Source organism: Pseudomonas sp. R32 (assembly GCF_009866705.1).
In the GTDB taxonomy this organism is placed as follows: domain Bacteria; phylum Pseudomonadota; class Gammaproteobacteria; order Pseudomonadales; family Pseudomonadaceae; genus Aquipseudomonas; species Aquipseudomonas donghuensis.
Window position 1 is genome coordinate 3,302,444 of sequence record NZ_CP019396.1, and the last position, 17,363, is coordinate 3,319,806.

19 protein-coding genes are annotated in these 17,363 nt (G+C 65.9%); all 19 read left to right on the top strand.

Translation table 11 applies throughout. The annotated features are described in order from the left end of the window. Positions 1-9 precede the first annotated feature (9 nt). Positions 10-1,065, top strand: coding sequence for a sugar phosphate isomerase/epimerase family protein (locus PspR32_RS15265; protein ID WP_010223854.1), 1,056 nt, complete (start codon positions 10-12; stop codon positions 1,063-1,065). 29 nt (positions 1,066-1,094) lie between these two features. After that, positions 1,095-1,961, top strand: a complete 867-nt coding sequence (locus PspR32_RS15270) for an alpha/beta fold hydrolase (RefSeq protein WP_159388816.1) — start codon at positions 1,095-1,097, stop codon at positions 1,959-1,961. A 91-nt stretch (positions 1,962-2,052) separates the two neighbouring features. After that, positions 2,053-3,099 (top strand): class I SAM-dependent methyltransferase, encoded by a 1,047-nt coding sequence (locus PspR32_RS15275; RefSeq protein WP_010223856.1) that lies wholly within the window; start codon positions 2,053-2,055, stop codon positions 3,097-3,099. A gap of 206 nt (positions 3,100-3,305) precedes the next feature. Beyond that, entirely contained in the window at positions 3,306-3,896 is a 591-nt protein-coding gene (locus tag PspR32_RS15280; protein WP_010223857.1) for an amino acid synthesis family protein, read from the top strand. A gap of 26 nt (positions 3,897-3,922) precedes the next feature. Next, a complete protein-coding gene (locus PspR32_RS15285) occupies positions 3,923-4,756 on the top strand; it encodes an alpha/beta fold hydrolase (protein WP_010223858.1) in 834 nt (277 codons plus the stop codon). Next, positions 4,753-6,234, top strand: a complete 1,482-nt coding sequence (locus PspR32_RS15290; RefSeq protein ID WP_159388817.1) for an aldehyde dehydrogenase — start codon at positions 4,753-4,755, stop codon at positions 6,232-6,234. Before PspR32_RS15285 ends, PspR32_RS15290 begins: the two co-directional genes overlap by 4 nt. Before the next feature lie 12 nt (positions 6,235-6,246). Then, a complete protein-coding gene (locus PspR32_RS15295) occupies positions 6,247-6,732 on the top strand; it encodes a flavin reductase family protein (protein WP_036994813.1) in 486 nt (161 codons plus the stop codon). Positions 6,733-6,750: 18 nt separating this feature from the next. Next, the gene (locus tag PspR32_RS15300) at positions 6,751-7,140 is read left to right on the top strand and encodes a carboxymuconolactone decarboxylase family protein (RefSeq protein WP_100783306.1); all 390 of its coding nucleotides are present in this window, start codon (positions 6,751-6,753) and stop codon (positions 7,138-7,140) included. A gap of 44 nt (positions 7,141-7,184) precedes the next feature. Further along, positions 7,185-7,937 carry a GntR family transcriptional regulator gene (locus tag PspR32_RS15305; RefSeq protein ID WP_036994810.1) on the top strand — a complete coding sequence of 251 codons (753 nt, stop codon included), beginning with the start codon at positions 7,185-7,187 and terminating at the stop codon, positions 7,935-7,937. A gap of 2 nt (positions 7,938-7,939) precedes the next feature. Further along, positions 7,940-8,503 (top strand): NUDIX hydrolase, encoded by a 564-nt coding sequence (locus tag PspR32_RS15310; protein ID WP_010223868.1) that lies wholly within the window; start codon positions 7,940-7,942, stop codon positions 8,501-8,503. Positions 8,504-8,596: 93 nt separating this feature from the next. After that, positions 8,597-9,268 carry a GntR family transcriptional regulator gene (locus PspR32_RS15315; protein ID WP_010223870.1) on the top strand — a complete coding sequence of 224 codons (672 nt, stop codon included), beginning with the start codon at positions 8,597-8,599 and terminating at the stop codon, positions 9,266-9,268. Positions 9,269-9,514: 246 nt separating this feature from the next. After that, a complete protein-coding gene (locus PspR32_RS15320) occupies positions 9,515-10,447 on the top strand; it encodes a 4-hydroxyproline epimerase (RefSeq protein ID WP_159388818.1) in 933 nt (310 codons plus the stop codon). After that, positions 10,444-11,559, top strand: a complete 1,116-nt coding sequence (locus PspR32_RS15325) for an NAD(P)/FAD-dependent oxidoreductase (protein WP_010223873.1) — start codon at positions 10,444-10,446, stop codon at positions 11,557-11,559. The genes PspR32_RS15320 and PspR32_RS15325 overlap by 4 nt, the downstream gene beginning before the upstream one ends. Next, a complete protein-coding gene (locus tag PspR32_RS15330) occupies positions 11,552-11,788 on the top strand; it encodes a (2Fe-2S)-binding protein (protein WP_010223875.1) in 237 nt (78 codons plus the stop codon). The genes PspR32_RS15325 and PspR32_RS15330 overlap by 8 nt, the downstream gene beginning before the upstream one ends. After that, on the top strand, positions 11,785-13,041 hold the full coding sequence (locus PspR32_RS15335) for an NAD(P)/FAD-dependent oxidoreductase (RefSeq protein ID WP_159388819.1): 1,257 nt from the start codon (positions 11,785-11,787) through the stop codon (positions 13,039-13,041). Before PspR32_RS15330 ends, PspR32_RS15335 begins: the two co-directional genes overlap by 4 nt. 56 nt (positions 13,042-13,097) lie before the next feature. Next, on the top strand, positions 13,098-13,847 hold the full coding sequence (locus PspR32_RS15340; RefSeq protein WP_159388820.1) for an AraC family transcriptional regulator: 750 nt from the start codon (positions 13,098-13,100) through the stop codon (positions 13,845-13,847). A 242-nt stretch (positions 13,848-14,089) separates the two neighbouring features. Then, positions 14,090-14,908, top strand: a complete 819-nt coding sequence (locus PspR32_RS15345) for an ABC transporter substrate-binding protein (protein ID WP_010223880.1) — start codon at positions 14,090-14,092, stop codon at positions 14,906-14,908. Positions 14,909-14,918: 10 nt separating this feature from the next. Further along, a complete protein-coding gene (lhpI, locus tag PspR32_RS15350; RefSeq protein WP_159388821.1) occupies positions 14,919-16,700 on the top strand; it encodes a cis-3-hydroxy-L-proline dehydratase in 1,782 nt (593 codons plus the stop codon). Then, positions 16,693-17,358, top strand: coding sequence for an amino acid ABC transporter permease (locus tag PspR32_RS15355; protein WP_010223883.1), 666 nt, complete (start codon positions 16,693-16,695; stop codon positions 17,356-17,358). The genes lhpI and PspR32_RS15355 overlap by 8 nt, the downstream gene beginning before the upstream one ends. Positions 17,359-17,363: the final 5 nt, after the last annotated feature.

A 17,363-nucleotide genomic window follows, 5' to 3' on the forward strand; every position in this document is an offset into this window, starting at 1 on the left:
GAAGTCACCATGCGTACCCTCAAAGGACCCAGCCTGCACCTGGCCCAGTTCAGCGCTGAGCAAGCCCCCTTCAACAGCCTCCCCGAGATCGCCCGCTGGGCTGCCGGCCATGGTTTCAAGGCCTTGCAGGTGCCGGCCTGGGACCGGCGCCTGTTTGACCTGGAACGTGCCGCCGAAAGCCAGACCTACTGCGATGAGCTGCGCGGCATGCTTGCCGACCACGGCCTGCAGATCAGCGAACTGAGCACCCACCTGCTCGGCCAGTTGGTCGCGGTACACCCGGCGTACGACGCCCTGTGCGACAACTTCGCCCCGCCGGCCCTGCACGGCAAACCCCAGGCGCGCACGGCCTGGGCGCTGGAACAATTGCACCTGGCAATCAAGGCCTCGCAACGCCTGGGCCTGACCGACATGGGCACGTTCTCCGGCTCGCTGGCCTGGCCTTACCTGTTCCCCTTCCCGCAGCGCCCGGCGGGCCTGATCGAGGCGGCGTTTGCAGAGCTGGCGCGGCGCTGGCGGCCAATCCTCGATGCCTGCGAAGACCACGGCATCAACCTCTGCTACGAAATCCACCCCAGCGAAGACCTGCACGACGGCAGCAGCTTCGAACGCTTCCTCGACCTGGTGGACCAACACCCGCGCTGCAACCTGCTGTTCGACCCCAGCCATTTCGTCCTGCAGCAATTGAACTACCTGGACTACCTGGACATTTACCACGCGCGCATCCGCATGTTTCACGTCAAGGATGCCGAGTTCAACCCAACGGGCCGCCAGGGCACCTACGGCGGTTACTGCGACTGGACCGAGCGGGCCGGGCGTTTCCGTTCCCTGGGCGACGGCCAGGTCGATTTCAAGGCGATCTTCTCCAAGCTGGCGCAATACGACTTCCCCGGCTGGGCCACCCTGGAATGGGAGTGCTGCCTCAAGGATCAGGAAGACGGCGCCCGCGAAGGCGCAGCATTCATCCGTGAGCACATCATCCAGGTCACCACTCGCACCTTCGACGACTTTGCCGGCGCGCCGGTCGACCCGCAACAGATCCAGACCCTGCTGGGCCTGGCTTGAATCCCTCTCTTTCACATGGAGTGCAACAGATGTCAGCAACCCCCGAAGCCGACTTCGAACATCGCTATTTGATCCTGGAACCCGGCCGCCGCCTGCATTGCGTGCAATTGGGCCGCGGCCAGCCCGTGCTGCTGATCCCGGGTTGGCCGCAGACCTGGTACACCTGGCGGCATGTGATGAAAGCCCTGGCCCGCCAGGGTTACCAGGCCATCGCCGTCGACCTGCCGGGCACCGGCCTGTCCGACCCGGCCGCCGAAGGCCACGACACCGGCAACATTGCCGCGCTGTTGCACCGGGCCATGGGCCAACTGGGGCATCAGCGTTACCGGCTGGCGGGCCATGATGTCGGCATGTGGGTTGGCTACGCGCTGGCCAGCGACTACCCCGACGCCGTCAGCCAGTTGGTGCTCAGCGAAGCGGTGATTCCAGGCCTGGCCGAGGCGCCGCCAATCTTTGTCAGTGCCGAGCAGAACATCTTCATCTGGCACTTCCTGTTCAACCAGCTGCAGGACTTGCCCGAAGCCTTGATCAGTGGCCGCGAGGACCGCTACCTGACGTTCATGTTCGAGCGCTGGGCGCACCATGTCGACCGCGTTGCGGTTGATACCTACATCAAGGCCTACAGCAAGCCCGGCGGTCTCAGTGGCGGGCTGGCCTACTACCGCTCGATCAGCCAGACCATCGCCCAGAACCAGCAGCGCGCGGGCAAACGCCTGGGCATGCCGGTGCTGGCCATCGGCGCCGAGCATGCTACTGGCGAGGTGCCGTTGCAGACCCTGCAGGCCCATGCCGACAACCTGCGTGGCAGCGTCATCGCCGACTGCGGGCACTTCGTCATGGAAGAAGCGGACGAAGCGTTCAGCACACAAGTGCTGGCGTTCTTCGAAGCGAACTAGACTTAAAAGTTGCCCCCGCAACATATTGGCCCGAGGTTGCCGGCCCCGCTGGCAACCCCGTTGACGTTGGACTTCTGCAGGAGAACACGCAATGGACGAAGCCAGACTCAATGACTTCATGGGCAAGCTGGTGACCGACATGGGTGCCGCCGCCATGCTTGCCAACCTGATCCTCGGTGATGAGCTCGGTTTGTACCGGGCCATGGCCGACAGCCAATTCATCACACCCGAACAACTAGCCGACAAGACCGGTTGCAATGCCCGCCTGCTACGCGAATGGCTGAGCGCCCAGGCGGCCTCCGGATACATGGAACACAGCGATGGGCGCTTTCGCCTGCCGGAAGAACAGGCCATGGCCCTGGCCATTGAAGATTCACCGGTGTACGCGGCTGGCGGCGCCTCGGTGATCGCCGCACTGTTTCATGACAAAGACAAACTGGTCGCCGCGATGCGCGGCGATGGCGCCCTGGCCTGGGGCGATCATCACCCGTGCATGTTCAGCGGTACCGAGCGCTTCTTCCGCCCTGGTTACCGCGCCCATCTGGTGGCCGAATGGCTGCCGAGCCTGACCGGGGTAATCGACAAGCTGCAGGCCGGGGCCAAGGTCGCCGATGTCGGCTGCGGCCATGGCGCCTCGACAGTAATCATGGCCCAGGCGTTCCCGGCCTCGCGTTTCAGCGGCTTTGACTACCACGGCCCGTCCATCACTATCGCCAACCAACGTGCTGCCGAAGGGGGGGTGGCCGAGCGCGCCGAGTTCGTCCAGGCCAGCGCCAAGAACTTCCCCGGCAACGACTACGACCTGATCTGCTACTTCGACTGCCTGCACGACATGGGCGACCCGGTCGGCGCTGCCCGCCATGCCTATGAGTCGCTCAAAGCCGATGGCACGGTACTTTTGGTCGAGCCGTATGCCAACGACACCCTGGATGAAAACAGCACGCCGGTCGGGCGGCTGTTCTATGCCGCCTCGACCTTTATCTGTACGCCGAACTCGCTGTCCCAGGAAGTCGGCCTCGGGCTTGGCGCCCAGGCGGGGGAAGCGAGGTTGCGGGCAGTGTTTGAAGAGGCCGGGTTCAAGCGCTTTCGCCGGGCCACCGAAACACCGTTCAACCTGATCCTCGAAGCCCGCAAGTAGTCCCCCTATCGCGGGTCAAGTCGAGTCGTCGCACCGGCGCCCCTACAAGGTTATCTGAACCTCTGTGGGAGCGGCGGTGTGACCCGCGATGCTGTACATCCCCACCCGTCCCCCTAGCAGAGAAATTTGCCGGAAGCACTTGCATGGCAAATATTATGGTATACCATCAGACAACAAGACCAACCCACCCTGCACGGGAGCAGCCCATGAGTTTCGAAATCCGCAAGATCGTCACCTACAGCGAACAGACCCTGATTGAAGGCGGCAAGGCCAGCGACAAACCGGTGACCATGGTCGGCCTGGCTGTGGTGATCAAGAACCCCTGGCTGGGTCGCGGTTTTGTCGAAGACTTGAAACCCGAAATCCGCGCCAACTGCTCGGACCTCGGCGCCCAGATGGTCGAGCGCTTGTGCGCGGCCATCGGCGGTGCCGACAAGATCGAGGCGTACGGCAAAGCGGCCGTGGTCGGCGCCGATGGCGAGATCGAACACGCCTCGGCGGTGATCCACACCCTGCGTTTTGGCAACCACTACCGCGAAGCGGTCAAGGCCAAGAGTTACCTGAGCTTCACCAACAAGCGCGGCGGCCCGGGCACTTCGATCCAGATCCCGATGATGCACAAGGACGACGAAGGCCTGCGTTCGCACTACATCACCCTGGAAATGCAGATCGAAGACGCCCCGCGCGCCGACGAGATCGTCGTGGTGCTCGGTTGCGCCGACGGTGGCCGCCTGCACCCGCGCATCGGCAACCGCTACATCGACCTGGAAGAGCTGGCCGCTGAAAAAGCGCAATAACAATAATGACGCCCTAGGAGCGACCGATGATTCAGCCTGCTGCTGAACGCACCCCGGCCGGCACCAGTTACCTGGCGACCGGCCAAGGCCAACCCGTGGTCCTGATCCACGGCGTGGGCCTGAACAAAGAAATGTGGGGCGGGCAGATCGTTGGCCTGGCCAGCGACTACCGGGTAATCGCCTACGACATGCTCGGCCATGGCCACAGCCCGCGCCCGGCCGCAGGCACCGGCCTGCCCGGCTATGCCGCGCAACTGGCCGAGCTGCTCGAGCACCTGCAAGTACCTCAGGCGACCATCATCGGCTTCTCCATGGGCGGCCTGGTGGCCCGCGCCTTCGCCCTGCATTACCCACAGCGCCTGGCCGCGCTGGTGGTGCTCAACAGCGTGTTCAACCGCAGCGCCGAACAGCGCGCCGGGGTGATCGCACGCACTGCCCAGGCGGCCGAACACGGCCCCGACGCCAATGCCGAAGCAGCCCTGGCACGCTGGTTCAGCCGCGAATACCAGGCGGCCAACCCAGCGCAGATCGCCGCTATTCGCCAGACCCTGGCCAGCAACGACCCGCAGGGTTACCTGACGACCTACGAACTGTTTGCCACCCAGGACATGTACCGCGCCGATGACCTGGCCAGCATCCAGGTGCCGACCCTGATCGCCACCGGCGAATGGGACCTGGGCTCGACCCCGGACATGACCGAGCAACTGGCCCGGCGCATTCCCGGTGCCCGGAGCATGGTGCTGGCCGAGCAACGGCATATGATGCCGGTAGAGTCGCCGCGCCTGGTCAACCAGATGCTCCTGGACTTTCTCGGGCACGCCCGAACCCTCTCCGATTCAGCCAAGGGGATCGTTGCATGACACTTGTACCTTTCCAGATGTGCATCGACGGCCAGTGGCGCGATGCGCTCAGCGGCAAGACCTTCACCAGCCTCGACCCGTCCACCGCCCAGGCCTGGGCGCAACTGCCCGATGCCGCTGAAGCCGATGTCGAGCTGGCGGTACAGGCCGCGCAAAAAGCCTTCGAAAGCCCCGCCTGGCGCGGCATCACCGCCACTGCCCGGGGCAAGCTGTTGCGCCGCCTGGGCGACCTGATCAGCGACAACAAGGAACGCCTGGCCCAGCTGGAAAGCCGTGACAACGGCAAGCTGATCCGCGAGACCCGCGGCCAGGTCGGCTACCTGCCGGAGTTCTTCCACTACACCGCAGGCCTTGCCGACAAGCTCGAAGGCGGCACCCTGCCGCTGGACAAGCCCGACCTGTTTGCCTACACCGTGCACGAACCGATCGGTGTGGTGGCAGCGATCATCCCCTGGAACAGCCCGCTGTACCTGACCGCGATCAAGCTCGCACCGGCCCTGGCGGCTGGCAATACCATTGTCATCAAGCCGTCCGAACACGCCTCGGCGACCATCCTCGAACTGGCGCGCCTGGCCCTTGAGGCCGGCTTCCCGCCGGGGGTGGTCAACGTTGTCACCGGCTACGGCCCGAGCACCGGCGCGGCCCTCACCCGCCACCCGCTGGTGCGCAAGATCGCCTTCACCGGCGGCGCCGCCACCGCCCGCCATGTGGTGCGCAGCAGCGCCGAGAACTTCGCCAAGCTGTCGCTGGAGCTGGGCGGCAAGTCGCCGAACATCATCTTCGCCGACGCCGACCTGGACAGCGCGGTCAATGGTGCGGTAGCCGGTATCTACGCCGCCTCCGGGCAGAGCTGCGTAGCCGGCTCGCGCCTGCTGGTGCAGGAGGAGATCTTCGATGAATTCGTCGAGCGCCTGATCGAACGGGCCAAACGCATCAAGATCGGCAACCCGCAGGATGAAAACAGCGAAATGGGCCCGATGGCCACCGCCCAGCAACTGGCCGTGGTCGAAAACCTGGTCGCCGCGGCCAAGGCCGAAGGCGCCACCCTGCGCCTGGGCGGCCAGCGTGCCGAGGTCGAAGGCAACGGCTGGTACTACCAGCCGACCCTGTTCGAATGCGACAGCCATTCGTTGAAGATCATGCAGGAAGAAGTCTTTGGCCCGGTGGCGGCGGTGATCCGCTTCAAGACCGAAGCCCAGGCCCTGGCCATGGCCAACGACTCGCAGTTCGGCCTCGCTGCCGGTATCTGGACCCGCGACCTGGGCCGCGCCCATCGCCTGGCCCGAGACGTGCGGTCGGGGATCATCTGGGTCAATACCTACCGCGCAGTGTCGGCCATGGCGCCGATCGGCGGCTTCAAGAACAGCGGCTACGGCCGTGAAAGCGGCATCGATTCGGTGCTGGCGTATACCGAGCTGAAAACGGTGTGGATCAACCTCTCCACCGCGCCCATGCCCGACCCCTTTGTCATGCGTTAGGAGCGCCAGTCCATGATCGAACCCGGCATTTACAAAGACGTGATGGGCTCCTTTCCCTCCGGCGTCACCGTGGTCACCACCCTGGACGCCGACGGCGGCATCGTCGGCATCACCGCCAGCGCCTTCAGCGCGCTGTCGATCGACCCGGCGCTGGTGCTGTTCTGCCCAAATTACGCCTCCGACACCTACCCGATCCTGCGTGACAGCAAGCAGTTCGCCATTCACCTGCTGGCCGCCGGGCAAACCGCCGAAGCCTACGCTTTCGCCGGCAAAGGCAAAGACAAGGCCAAGGGCATCGACTGGCACCTGAGCGCGCTGGGCAACCCGTTGCTGACCAATGCCACGGCGATCATCGAGTGCGAACTGTGGCGCGAGTACGACGGCGGCGACCACGCCATCATCGTCGGCGCGGTCCAGCACCTGATCCTGCCCGAGCAACCGGCAACGCCGATGATCTACCACAAAGGCAAGCTCGGCGCCCTGCCGCCACTGGCCTGATTGATTGGGAGCGCAGCGATGAACAACGAGAAGTACGAAAAAGGCCTGCAGATCCGCACCCAGGTGCTGGGCCAGGACTACGTCAACAAGTCGATCGAGAACGCCGACGACTTCAACCGGCCCTTGCAAGAGCTGGTCACCGAATACTGTTGGGGGCATGTCTGGGGTCGCGACGGTTTGTCGCTCAAGGAGCGCAGCATGATCAACCTGGCGATGATTTCCGCGCTCAACCGCCCACACGAACTCAAGCTGCATATACGCGGTGCCTTGCGTAACGGTCTGAGTCGTGAGCAAATACGCGAAATCCTGCTTCAAGTCGGTATCTATTGCGGTGTGCCCGCAGCCGTGGACAGTTTCCGGCTGGCCCGCGAAGCCTTCGCCGAGGCCGACTCGGAGCCCACCCGATAACGACGGGCTGTTCAACTGCGACAGCCCTCTGCAGAGCACCGATGATGAAACGCCAGCCCCTCGACGACAGCTTCAAGGTCAACCGCAACCCCGTCACCCTGCGTGAAATCGTCCTCGACAAACTGCGCGGGGCGATCATGAGCTTCCAGTTGCTGCCGGGCGACCGCCTGGTCGAGCGCGACCTCTGTGACCGCCTCGGCGTCAGCCGTACATCGGTGCGTGAAGCGCTGCGCCACCTGGAGTCCGAAGGCCTGGTGGAGTTCGCCGACGCCAAGGGCCCACGGGTAGCCATCATCACCCTCGAAGACGCTCGCGACATCTATGAGCTGCGCTGCGTGCTCGAAGGCCTGATCGTTCAGTTGTTCACCCTGAACGCCAAGGCCAAGGACATCCGCGCCCTGGAAAAGGCCCTGGAAGTCAACCGCAAGTCCCTGCAGGAAGGTGAGCTGCAACAGGTGATCGATTCGGTGCAGGGCTTCTACGACGTGCTGCTCGAAGGCTCGGGCAACCACGTTGCCGCCACCCAGCTGCGCCAGTTGCAGGCACGCATCAGCTACCTGCGAGCGACCTCGGTGTCCCAGGAAAACCGCCGCGGCGCCAGCAACCAGGAAATGGAAAAGATCGTCGAGGCGATCAAGAGCGGCGACCCGCTGGCCGCCCACCAGGCCTCGGTCGATCACGTGCGCGCCGCCGCCAAGGTGGCGCTGGACTACCTGCGCTTGAAACAGAACGACAACAGCAAGGTGCGCGACATCGCCGCGCCCATTGCCCTCAAAGAACCCCGTATAGGCCGCTGACCATGCCCGCCGTCCCGCGTTACTGCCCGCATTGCACTGCCGAGCTGCACCAGGGACGGCCCAGCGGCGATACCCACGAGCGCTTGCTGTGCAGCGCCTGTGGCTATGTTCACTATGTGAACCCGAAGATCATCGCCGGCTGCATCATCGAGCAGGACGGCAAGTACCTGCTGTGCCAACGGGCGATCCCGCCGCGCCCGGGCACCTGGACGTTGCCGGCAGGCTTCATGGAAAGCTGTGAGACCACCGAGCAGGCGGCACTGCGCGAGCTCTGGGAAGAAAGCGGCGTACGCGGCGAGATCATCTCGCCCTACTCGATCTTCAGCGTGCCGACCATCAGCGAGGTGTACATCATCTTTCGCGCCATCGCCCTGGAGATCACCGGCCAGTACGGCCCGGAGACCCTCGACTACCGTTTCTTCGCCCCTGAAGACATCCCCTGGGACGAGATCTACTACCCGGCGATCCGGCAGATTCTCGAACGCTACATCGAGGAGCGCCAGGCCGGGGTATACGGGATCTACATGGGCAATGACGACACCGGCAAGGTGCATTTCATTCGTTAAGCCCGCCGCCAGCGCTGTCCGTCGGGCATGTGTGGCGCCGTACCCGGCCAGTTTCGTATACCATATCCAGAAATAACTTCGGACGACGCCACCGTGACCGTACCCCGCCTCAACGCCCCGGACCTGGGCAACACGCCTTCGACCTCGGAAATCATCACCCGTCACCTGCGCGATGCAATCATTGCCGGGCACTTCGCCGAAGACGAACCGATCCGCCAGGACGATATCGCCCGCCAGTTCAACGTCAGCAAGATCCCGGTGCGCGAAGCGCTCAAGCGCCTGGAGGCCGAAGGCCTGGTGATGTTCCAGCGCAATCGCGGAGCGATGGTCACGCGCATGTCCGAGTCGGAGCTGGCGCAGATGTTCGAAGTGCGCATGCTGCTCGAAGACAAAGCCCTGCGCCTGGCCATCCCGAACATGACCGAAGAAACCTTCGCCCGCGCCGAACGCATCTGCCAGGAGTTCGTCGGCGAGAACGACGTCGGTCGCTGGGCCGAGCTCAACTGGGAGCTGCATGCCTGCCTGTACGAACCGGCGCAACGGCCGTTTCTGGTCAACATGATCCGCTCGGTGAACGACAAGCTGGAGCGCTACCTGCGCATGCAGATGAGCCTCTCGGCCGGCAAGGAACGCGCCGATCACGAACACCGCGACATCCTCGACGCCTGCCGGGCCAAGGATGTCGAACTCGCCGTCAGGTTGCTCGACGAACACATCGCCGGCGTCTGCAAGACCCTCTTCGAGCACCTGCCGCCCACCAAATAATGGCAACCTGGTGGACCTGTGGGAGCGGGCTTGCCCCGCGATCGAGCGCGAAGCGGTCGCAATCCAGGCGCCACCTGATGTGCTGGCTGTACTGGCCTCATCGCGGGGCAAGCCCGCTCCTACAGGTCCCACCAGGGTTCCGGCGCTATGCCGATTTCGTCATCGGCGTGGCGTAAAGGCATCAAGCCTGCGCACTGGGGGACAGGCCACTCTGTCGTTCACTTCCCTGAACGGACGCGGCCTTCGATGAAACGCATTAACGTGATCGACTCCCATACCGGCGGCGAACCGACCCGCCTGGTCACCGACGGATTCCCCGACCTTGGCAACGCCAGCATGGCCCAGCGCCGCCAGCGCCTTGCCCAGGAACACGATCAATGGCGCACTGCCTGCATGCTGGAGCCGCGCGGCAGTGATGTACTGGTCGGCGCGCTGCTGTGCGAACCGGTGGACCCGAGCGCCTGCGCCGGGGTGATCTTCTTCAATAACAGCGGTTACCTGGGCATGTGCGGCCACGGCACCATCGGCCTGGTGGTATCGCTGGCGCACCTTGGCCGGATCGGGCCGGGCGTGCACCGCATCGAAACCCCGGTCGGCACCGTTCAGGCGACGCTGCACGAGGACCTCTCGGTCAGCGTGCGCAACGTGCCGGCCTACCGTTACCGCAAGGACCTGGTGCTGGAGGTGCCGGGCCTCGGCCGGGTGGTTGGCGATGTGGCCTGGGGCGGCAACTGGTTCTTCCTGATCGCCGACCACGGCCAGAAGGTCGCTGGCGACAACATCGAAGCACTGACGGCCTACACCTACGCCGTGCAACAGGCGCTGGAGCATCAGGGCATCCGCGGCGAGGACGGTGGCCTGATCGACCATATCGAACTGTTCGCCGACGACCCCGACGCCGACAGCCGCAACTTCGTGCTCTGCCCCGGCAAGGCCTACGACCGCTCGCCCTGCGGCACCGGCACCAGCGCCAAGCTCGCCTGCCTTGCCGCCGACGGCAAGCTGCAGCCAGGTCAGACCTGGCACCAGGCCAGCGTGATCGGCAGCACCTTCGAGGGCTCGTTCGAGGCCGACGGCGAGCGCATCATCCCGACCATTCGCGGCCGCGCGTACATCAGCGCCGAAGCCACGCTCATCCTCGAGGAAGACGACCCGTTCGCCTGGGGCATTCGCCCGTGAGCGGCGCTGCCGTGGCCGATGTGATCGTGATCGGCGCCGGGATCATCGGCGCGGCCTGCGCGCAGTCGCTGGCCGCGCGTGGCTTGCGCGTGCTGGTGCTGGACGCCGGGCTGCATGGCGCCACGGCAGCCGGCATGGGCCACCTGCTGGTGCTCGACGACAACCCCGCAGAGCTGGCACTCAGCCAACATTCGCTGCAACGCTGGCGCGAACTGGCCCCGCAGCTACCCGCGGACTGCGCCTACCGCAGCAACGGCACCCTGTGGCTGGCGGCTAACGCCGAAGAGATGGCCGTGGCCGAGCATAAATTCAACGTCCTGCAAGCACAGGGGGTGACCTGCGAGCTGGTCGCCGGGCACGCCCTGCGCCAGCGCGAACCAGCGCTGCGCGAGGGGCTCGAAGGGGGTCTGCTGATCAACGGCGACGGCATCCTCTACGCGCCGGCCACCGCCCGCTGGATGCTGCAATCGCCACGTATCGAACAGCGCCGGGCGCGGGTCACTGCGCTGCAAGGCAACCGCGTGCGCCTGGATAACGGCCAGTGGCTGAGCGCCGAGGCCGTGGTGCTGGCCAACGGCATCCAGGCCGTTGACCTATGCCCGGAACTGCCGATCGAACCGAAGAAAGGCCACCTGCTGATCACCGACCGCTACCCCGGCACCGTCACCCACACCCTGGTGGAACTGGGCTACGTAACCAGCGCCCACACTGCCAGCGGCCCGTCCACCGCGTGCAATATCCAGCCGCGCCCGACCGGCCAGCTATTCATCGGCGCTTCGCGCCAGTTCGGCACCACCGACCCGGCCGTGGAAGGCTGGATGCTCGCGCGCATGCTCAAGCGCGCCACTGAATACATGCCAGGCCTGGCACACTTGAACGGCATCCGCGCCTGGACCGGCTTTCGCGCCGCCAGCCCCGACGGCCTGCCGCTGGTGGGCCGCCATCCGCACCAGGACGGCCTGTGGCTGGCGGTCGGCCACGAAGGGCTGGGGGTCACCACTGCCCCGGCGACCGCCGACCTGCTGAGCGCGCAACTGTTCGACGAAACGCCGCCACTGGCGGCCAGGCCCTACCTGCCAGATCGCTTCCTGGGAGCACTCACCCATGCCTGACCTGACTCTCGATGGCCGCCCTCTGCGCGTGGCCGACGGCACCAGCGTGGCCGCCGCCCTGGCCCTGGGCGGCGATGGCTGCTCGCGCACCTCGGTCAGCGGCCAGCGCCGCGCACCGCTGTGCGGCATGGGCATTTGCCAGGAATGCCGGGTGCGCATCGACGGCCGCCAGCGCCTGGCCTGCCAGACCCTGTGCCGCGACGGCATGCAGGTGGAGACCCGCGCATGAACGAATACACCAACCTGCTGATCATCGGCGCCGGCCCCGCCGGACTGGCCGCGGCACTGGCCGCCGCGCCGCGGGCCACGCGCATCGTGCTGCTCGACGACAACCCGCTGCCGGGCGGGCAGATCTGGCGCGACGGGCCGCAGGCCAAGGTGCCTGCCCAGGCCCGACAACTGCGCGAACAGGTACTCGCCTGTACCAATGTGCAGTACTACAGCGGCACCCGGGTGATCGCCCAGCCCGGCCCGGACACCCTGCTGGTGGAAGACGCCGAGCGCGGCTGGCAGATCCGCTACGACCGGCTGATCCTCTGTACCGGCGCCCGCGAGCTGCTACTGCCCTTCCCCGGCTGGACGCTCCCTGGCGTGACCGGTGCCGGTGGCTTGCAGGCACTGATCAAGGGCGGGACGCCGGTGCACAACCAGCGTATCGTCATCGCCGGCAGCGGCCCCTTGCTGCTGGCCAGCGCCGCCACCGCCAAGGCTAATGGTGCCCGGGTGCTGCGCATCGCCGAACAGGCCTCGGGCGCTGCCGTCGCAGGCTTCGCCGCACGGTTGCCACGCTGGCCGCGCAAGCTGTTGCAATCGATCAGCCTGTTCGACCGCCAGTACCGCACCGCCAGCCATGTACTGGCCGCACTGGGCACCGACCGGCTCGAAGGCGTGCGCCTGAAGCAAAAAGGCAAGGTGGTGGAAATGGCGTGCGACCGACTGGCCTGCGGCTTCGGCCTGATCCCCAACATCCAGCTCGCCGAGGCTCTGGGCTGCGCCGTGGAACAGCAGGCCATTGCCGTCGACGCCTGGCAGGCGACCTCGCAACCCGGCATCTATGCCGCGGGCGAATGCACCGGTTTCGGCGGCAGCGAGCGCGCTCTGGTTGAAGGCGCGATTGCCGGCTGTGCAGCCACCGGCAATCGCCAGGCGGCGCAGCAGCTGTGGCGCCGCCGCGCCCGCTGGCACGGTTTTGCCAGCGCGCTGAACAACGCCTTCGACCTGGACCCTGCACTCAAGTCGCTGGCCACTGCCGACACCCTGGTGTGCCGCTGCGAAGACGTCCCCTATGCCGCCCTCGTCGGGCATCGCGACTGGCGCCAGGCCAAGCTTGCCAGCCGTTGCGGCATGGGCGCCTGCCAGGGCCGGGTGTGCGGTGCGGCCACCGCGCAGCTGTTCGGCTGGCAACCCTCGGCGCCACGCCCGCCGTTCAGCCCGGCGCGCATCGACACCCTGCTGTGCCTGGAGGAAACCGGCGACGCTTGAGATAAACGCCGGGGGCGCTCTATGATCCCGACGGTCGCCCCCGGAACGTCAGCGCCATGCACGCCACGCTCAACCACTTCGCGCCCTGCGACCTGCCGACCCTGCTCAGCAGCCTGCAGCCCATCGCGCCGCTGCTCGACACGCTCAACGATGTGGTGTTCTTCATCAAGGACCGCGAGGCGCGCTACGCCTTCGTCAACCAGACCCTGGCCCGGCGCTGCGGGCGCAAGCACCGCGAAGAGTTGCTCGGGCTCACCGCCGAGCACGTATTCCCCGCCCGCTTCGGGCCGCTCTACACCGAGCAGGACCGCCGCGTGCTCAGCAGTGGCCGGGAACTGGCCGACCAGCTCGAACTGCACCTTTACTTCGGCAACCAGCCGATCTGGTGCCTGACCCACAAACGGGCGCTCAAGGATGCCGAGGGCACTATTGTCGGGCTCGCCGGCATTTCCCGCGACCTGCAATTGCCCCAGTCGAACCACCCGGCGTTCCACAAGCTTGCCGCCGTCGACGCGCATATCCGCGCCCACTTCACCCGCCCGATCAGCCTCGCCGAACTGACCGCTATCGCCGGGCTGTCGGTGGCGCAACTGGAGCGCCACTGCAAGCGCATCTTCCAGCTCACGCCGCGGCAGATGATCCACAAGGCGCGGCTGGAGGAAGCCTCGCGCCTGCTGCAAGACCTCGACCTGCCGATCACCGACATCGCCCTGCGCTGCGGTTATACCGACCACAGCGCCTTCAGCCGACAGTTTCGTGCCCTCACCGGGCTTTCGCCCAGCCAGTACCGCGACAACCAGCGCTGAGTGTTCCTTTATCGGGCGCTGCGCACAGGCAGTGCTCCGATATGTAACACCTGCGCTGCACCTATCCGGCTGCGCTAAAACCGCCCGCACCCGCCCTCGTTTGCTTCAGGCGCCCTAGCTCACGGGCCGCAGGATTATTCCTACAGCCACAACAAAACAGGCACGGCCATTGCACTAGAAAATATCGTATACGAAATTACCAATACGATATCTAACAGCACTTACCCGACCACGAGGCACCTATGAAAAACCGCACATTTGCCGTAGCCCTCAGCGCTGTTCTCAGTACCGCCTGCATTGCCAACGCCCAGGCCGACAAGCTCGACGACATCATCGGCTCCGGCAAGCTACGTTGCGCCGTGACCCTGGACTTCCCGCCGATGGGCTTTCGCGACGAAGCCAACAAACCTGCCGGCTTCGACGTCGACTACTGCAGCGACCTGGCCAAGGTGCTGGGGGTCGAACCGGAAGTGGTCGAAACGCCCTTCCCCGACCGTATCCCGGCGCTGGTCTCCGGCCGCGCCGACGTGATCGTGGCGTCCACTTCCGACACCCTCGAGCGGGCCAAGACCGTCGGCCTGACCGTGCCCTACTTCGCCTTCCAGATGGTGGTGCTGACCCGCGACAACACCGGCATCAACAGCTTCGATGACCTCAAGGGCAAGGCGCTGGGCAACACCAGCGGCACCTACGAAGCCATCGCCCTTGAAAAAGACGTGAAAAGCTGGGGCAGCGGCACCTTCCGCGCCTACCAGTCGCAGAACGACACCCTGCTGGCCGTCGCCCAGGGGCACATCGATGCCACCGTGGTCACCAACACCGTTGCCGCGGCCACCCTCAAGTCCGGCAAGTACAAGAACCTCAAGGTCGCCGGCAATGCCCCCTACGTGATCGATTACGTGTCGCTGGGCGCCAAGCGCAACGAGTATGGCCTGCTGCGCTACCTGGACCTGTTCGTCAACCAGCAGGTGCGCACCGGGCGCTACAAGGAACTGTTCACCAAGTGGGTGGGCACTGAAATCGCCCCGACCGACCTGACCGTGCCACAGGTCTACTACTGAGGTGGGCAGCATGACCAGCACACCCATTGCCCTGACCGGGCGCAGCCTGGTCGAGGGCGCAGCCCAGGGCCCATTGTTGTTCGCCGATACCGGGTTGAGCTTCTGGGGCGGGGTTGACGCCTGCAGCGGCGAAGTCATCGACCGTCATCATCCACTCAGCGGCCAGCGCATCGCCGGGCGCGTGCTGGCGATTCCCAGCGGGCGCGGCTCATGCACCGGCAGCAGCGTGATGATGGAGCTGATCAGCAACGGCCACGCACCGGCGGCACTGGTGCTGGCCGAAGCCGACGAGATCCTGACCCTCGGCGTGCTGGTCGCGCAGACCCTGTTCCAGCGCTCCCTGCCGGTGCTGTGCATCGGCAAGGAGGCCTTCGCCGGCTTGCGCGGTGAAGGCTGGGCGCGGGTCGAAGGGGATCGCCTGAGCCTGTATTCCCAGGCGCCAGGCGATCACTGGCAGGCCGTGCCGCCTGCCCAGGACGGCCAGCCTTTCACCACCCGCCTTAGCCTGGAAGCACAGGACCAGGCGCTGCTCGACGGCAGCCACGGCAAGGCTGCGCAGATGGCGATGCAGATCGTGCTGCGCATGGCCGAGCTGCAAGGCGCCGAGCAGTTGCTGGACGTGACCCAAGCCCATATCGACGGCTGCATCTACACCGGCCCCGCCAGCCTCGGTTTTGCCGAGCAACTGCTGCGCTGGGGCGCGAAGGTGCGGGTGCCGACCACGCTCAACGCCATCTCGGTCGACCAGCGCCGCTGGCGCGAGCTGGGCATCGACCCGGCGCTGGGCGAGCCGGCCAGCGCCCTGGGCGATGCCTACATGGCCATGGGCGCGCAGATGAGTTTCACCTGCGCGCCTTACCTGCTGGACAGCGCGCCGACCCAGGGCGAACAGATCGTCTGGGCCGAATCCAATGCAGTGGTCTACGCCAACAGCGTCCTCGGCGCGCGCACCCTCAAGTACCCCGACTACCTCGATATCTGCATCGCCCTGACCGGCCGCGCGCCGCGCATCGGTTGCCACCTGGACAGCCAGCGCAAGGCCCGACTGATTGTGCAGGTGCCGGCGCTGGAGGCGCTGGACGACAGCTTCTACCCCCTGCTCGGCTATCACATCGGCGCCCTGGCCGGCTCGCGGATTCCCCTGGTGCGCGGGCTGGAGCAGGCGCAGCCGAGCCTGGACGACCTCAAGGCGTTCGGCGCCGCCTTTGCCACCACCTCGGCGGCGCCGCTGTTTCATATCGCCGGGGTCACCCCCGAAGCGCTGGACCCGGCGCAGGTACTCGAACCTGACGCCAGCCTGCCCAGCGAGCGTATTGAACTGAAGGGCCTGCTGCACAGCTGGCGCGCGCTCAACAGCGCCCGCGAGGCGCGGGTGGATGTGGTGTCGCTGGGCAACCCGCATTTCTCCTTCAGCGAATTCGCCGCGCTCGCGCAGCTGTGCCGGGGCCGGCACAAGCACCCGGAGGTGGTCGTGGCCATCACCTGCGGCCGCGCGGTGCTCGAACAGGCCCGCGCCGCCGGGCTGATCGCCGGGCTTGAACGCTTCGGTGTAACGCTGGTGACCGACACCTGCTGGTGCATGCTCGGTGAACCGGTGATCCCGCCAGCGGCGCGCACGCTGATGACCAACTCCGGCAAATATGCCCACTACGGGCCGGGCCTGGCCGGTCGCCCAGTGCATTTCGCCAGCCTCGCCGAATGCGTCGAGTCGGCCTGCAGCGGCCAGGCCAGCGGCCGCTTGCCGGCCTGGCTGCAACCGGCTGCCTGCAAGGAGGACCCCGCGCATGTTTGACTACACCTTCCAGTGGCGCTCGGCACTGCGCGCATTGCCAGACATGCTGGCCGGCGCCTGGGTCACCTTCGAGACCGCCGCACTGTCGATGATCTTCGGGGTGCTGATCGCCCTGGCCCTGACCGTGATGCGCGAAGGCAAGCAGCCGCTGCTGCGCGGCTTTGCCAACGGCTGGGTGTCGATCGCGCGCAACACGCCCTCGCTGTTCCAGATCTACATCCTGTACTTCGGCCTCGGCTCCCTGGGCCTGCACGTCAGTTCCTGGATCGCCCTGCTGGCGGGCATCACCTTCAACAACGCGGGGTACCTGGCTGAGAACTTTCGCGGCGGCCTCAAGGCCGTGCCAACCACGCAGGTGCGCGCGGCGCGCTCGCTGGGCATGAGTGCCTTCCAGACCTACCGGATGATCGTCATCCCGCAACTGCTGCGGGTGGTGTTCTACCCCTTGACCAACCAGATGGTCTGGGCAGTGTTGATGACGTCGCTGGGGGTGATCGTCGGCCTGAACAACGACCTGACCGGCGTGACCCAGGACTACAACGTCAAGACCTTCCGCACCTTCGAATACTTCGCCCTGGCGGCGGCGCTGTACTACGTGATTGCCAAGGCGATCGTCGCGCTGGCCCGGCTGATGGCCTGGCGGCTGTTCCGTTACTGAGGAGC

Coding starts and splice junctions, on each gene's coding strand:
- PspR32_RS15265 (WP_010223854.1), top strand. CDS start 10: ATGCGTACCCTCAAAGGACCCAGCCTGCACCTGGCCCAGTTCAGCGCT.
- PspR32_RS15270 (WP_159388816.1), top strand. CDS start 1,095: ATGTCAGCAACCCCCGAAGCCGACTTCGAACATCGCTATTTGATCCTG.
- PspR32_RS15275 (WP_010223856.1), top strand. CDS start 2,053: ATGGACGAAGCCAGACTCAATGACTTCATGGGCAAGCTGGTGACCGAC.
- PspR32_RS15280 (WP_010223857.1), top strand. CDS start 3,306: ATGAGTTTCGAAATCCGCAAGATCGTCACCTACAGCGAACAGACCCTG.
- PspR32_RS15285 (WP_010223858.1), top strand. CDS start 3,923: ATGATTCAGCCTGCTGCTGAACGCACCCCGGCCGGCACCAGTTACCTG.
- PspR32_RS15290 (WP_159388817.1), top strand. CDS start 4,753: ATGACACTTGTACCTTTCCAGATGTGCATCGACGGCCAGTGGCGCGAT.
- PspR32_RS15295 (WP_036994813.1), top strand. CDS start 6,247: ATGATCGAACCCGGCATTTACAAAGACGTGATGGGCTCCTTTCCCTCC.
- PspR32_RS15300 (WP_100783306.1), top strand. CDS start 6,751: ATGAACAACGAGAAGTACGAAAAAGGCCTGCAGATCCGCACCCAGGTG.
- PspR32_RS15305 (WP_036994810.1), top strand. CDS start 7,185: ATGAAACGCCAGCCCCTCGACGACAGCTTCAAGGTCAACCGCAACCCC.
- PspR32_RS15310 (WP_010223868.1), top strand. CDS start 7,940: ATGCCCGCCGTCCCGCGTTACTGCCCGCATTGCACTGCCGAGCTGCAC.
- PspR32_RS15320 (WP_159388818.1), top strand. CDS start 9,515: ATGAAACGCATTAACGTGATCGACTCCCATACCGGCGGCGAACCGACC.
- PspR32_RS15330 (WP_010223875.1), top strand. CDS start 11,552: ATGCCTGACCTGACTCTCGATGGCCGCCCTCTGCGCGTGGCCGACGGC.
- PspR32_RS15335 (WP_159388819.1), top strand. CDS start 11,785: ATGAACGAATACACCAACCTGCTGATCATCGGCGCCGGCCCCGCCGGA.
- PspR32_RS15340 (WP_159388820.1), top strand. CDS start 13,098: ATGCACGCCACGCTCAACCACTTCGCGCCCTGCGACCTGCCGACCCTG.
- PspR32_RS15345 (WP_010223880.1), top strand. CDS start 14,090: ATGAAAAACCGCACATTTGCCGTAGCCCTCAGCGCTGTTCTCAGTACC.
- lhpI (WP_159388821.1), top strand. CDS start 14,919: ATGACCAGCACACCCATTGCCCTGACCGGGCGCAGCCTGGTCGAGGGC.
- PspR32_RS15355 (WP_010223883.1), top strand. CDS start 16,693: ATGTTTGACTACACCTTCCAGTGGCGCTCGGCACTGCGCGCATTGCCA.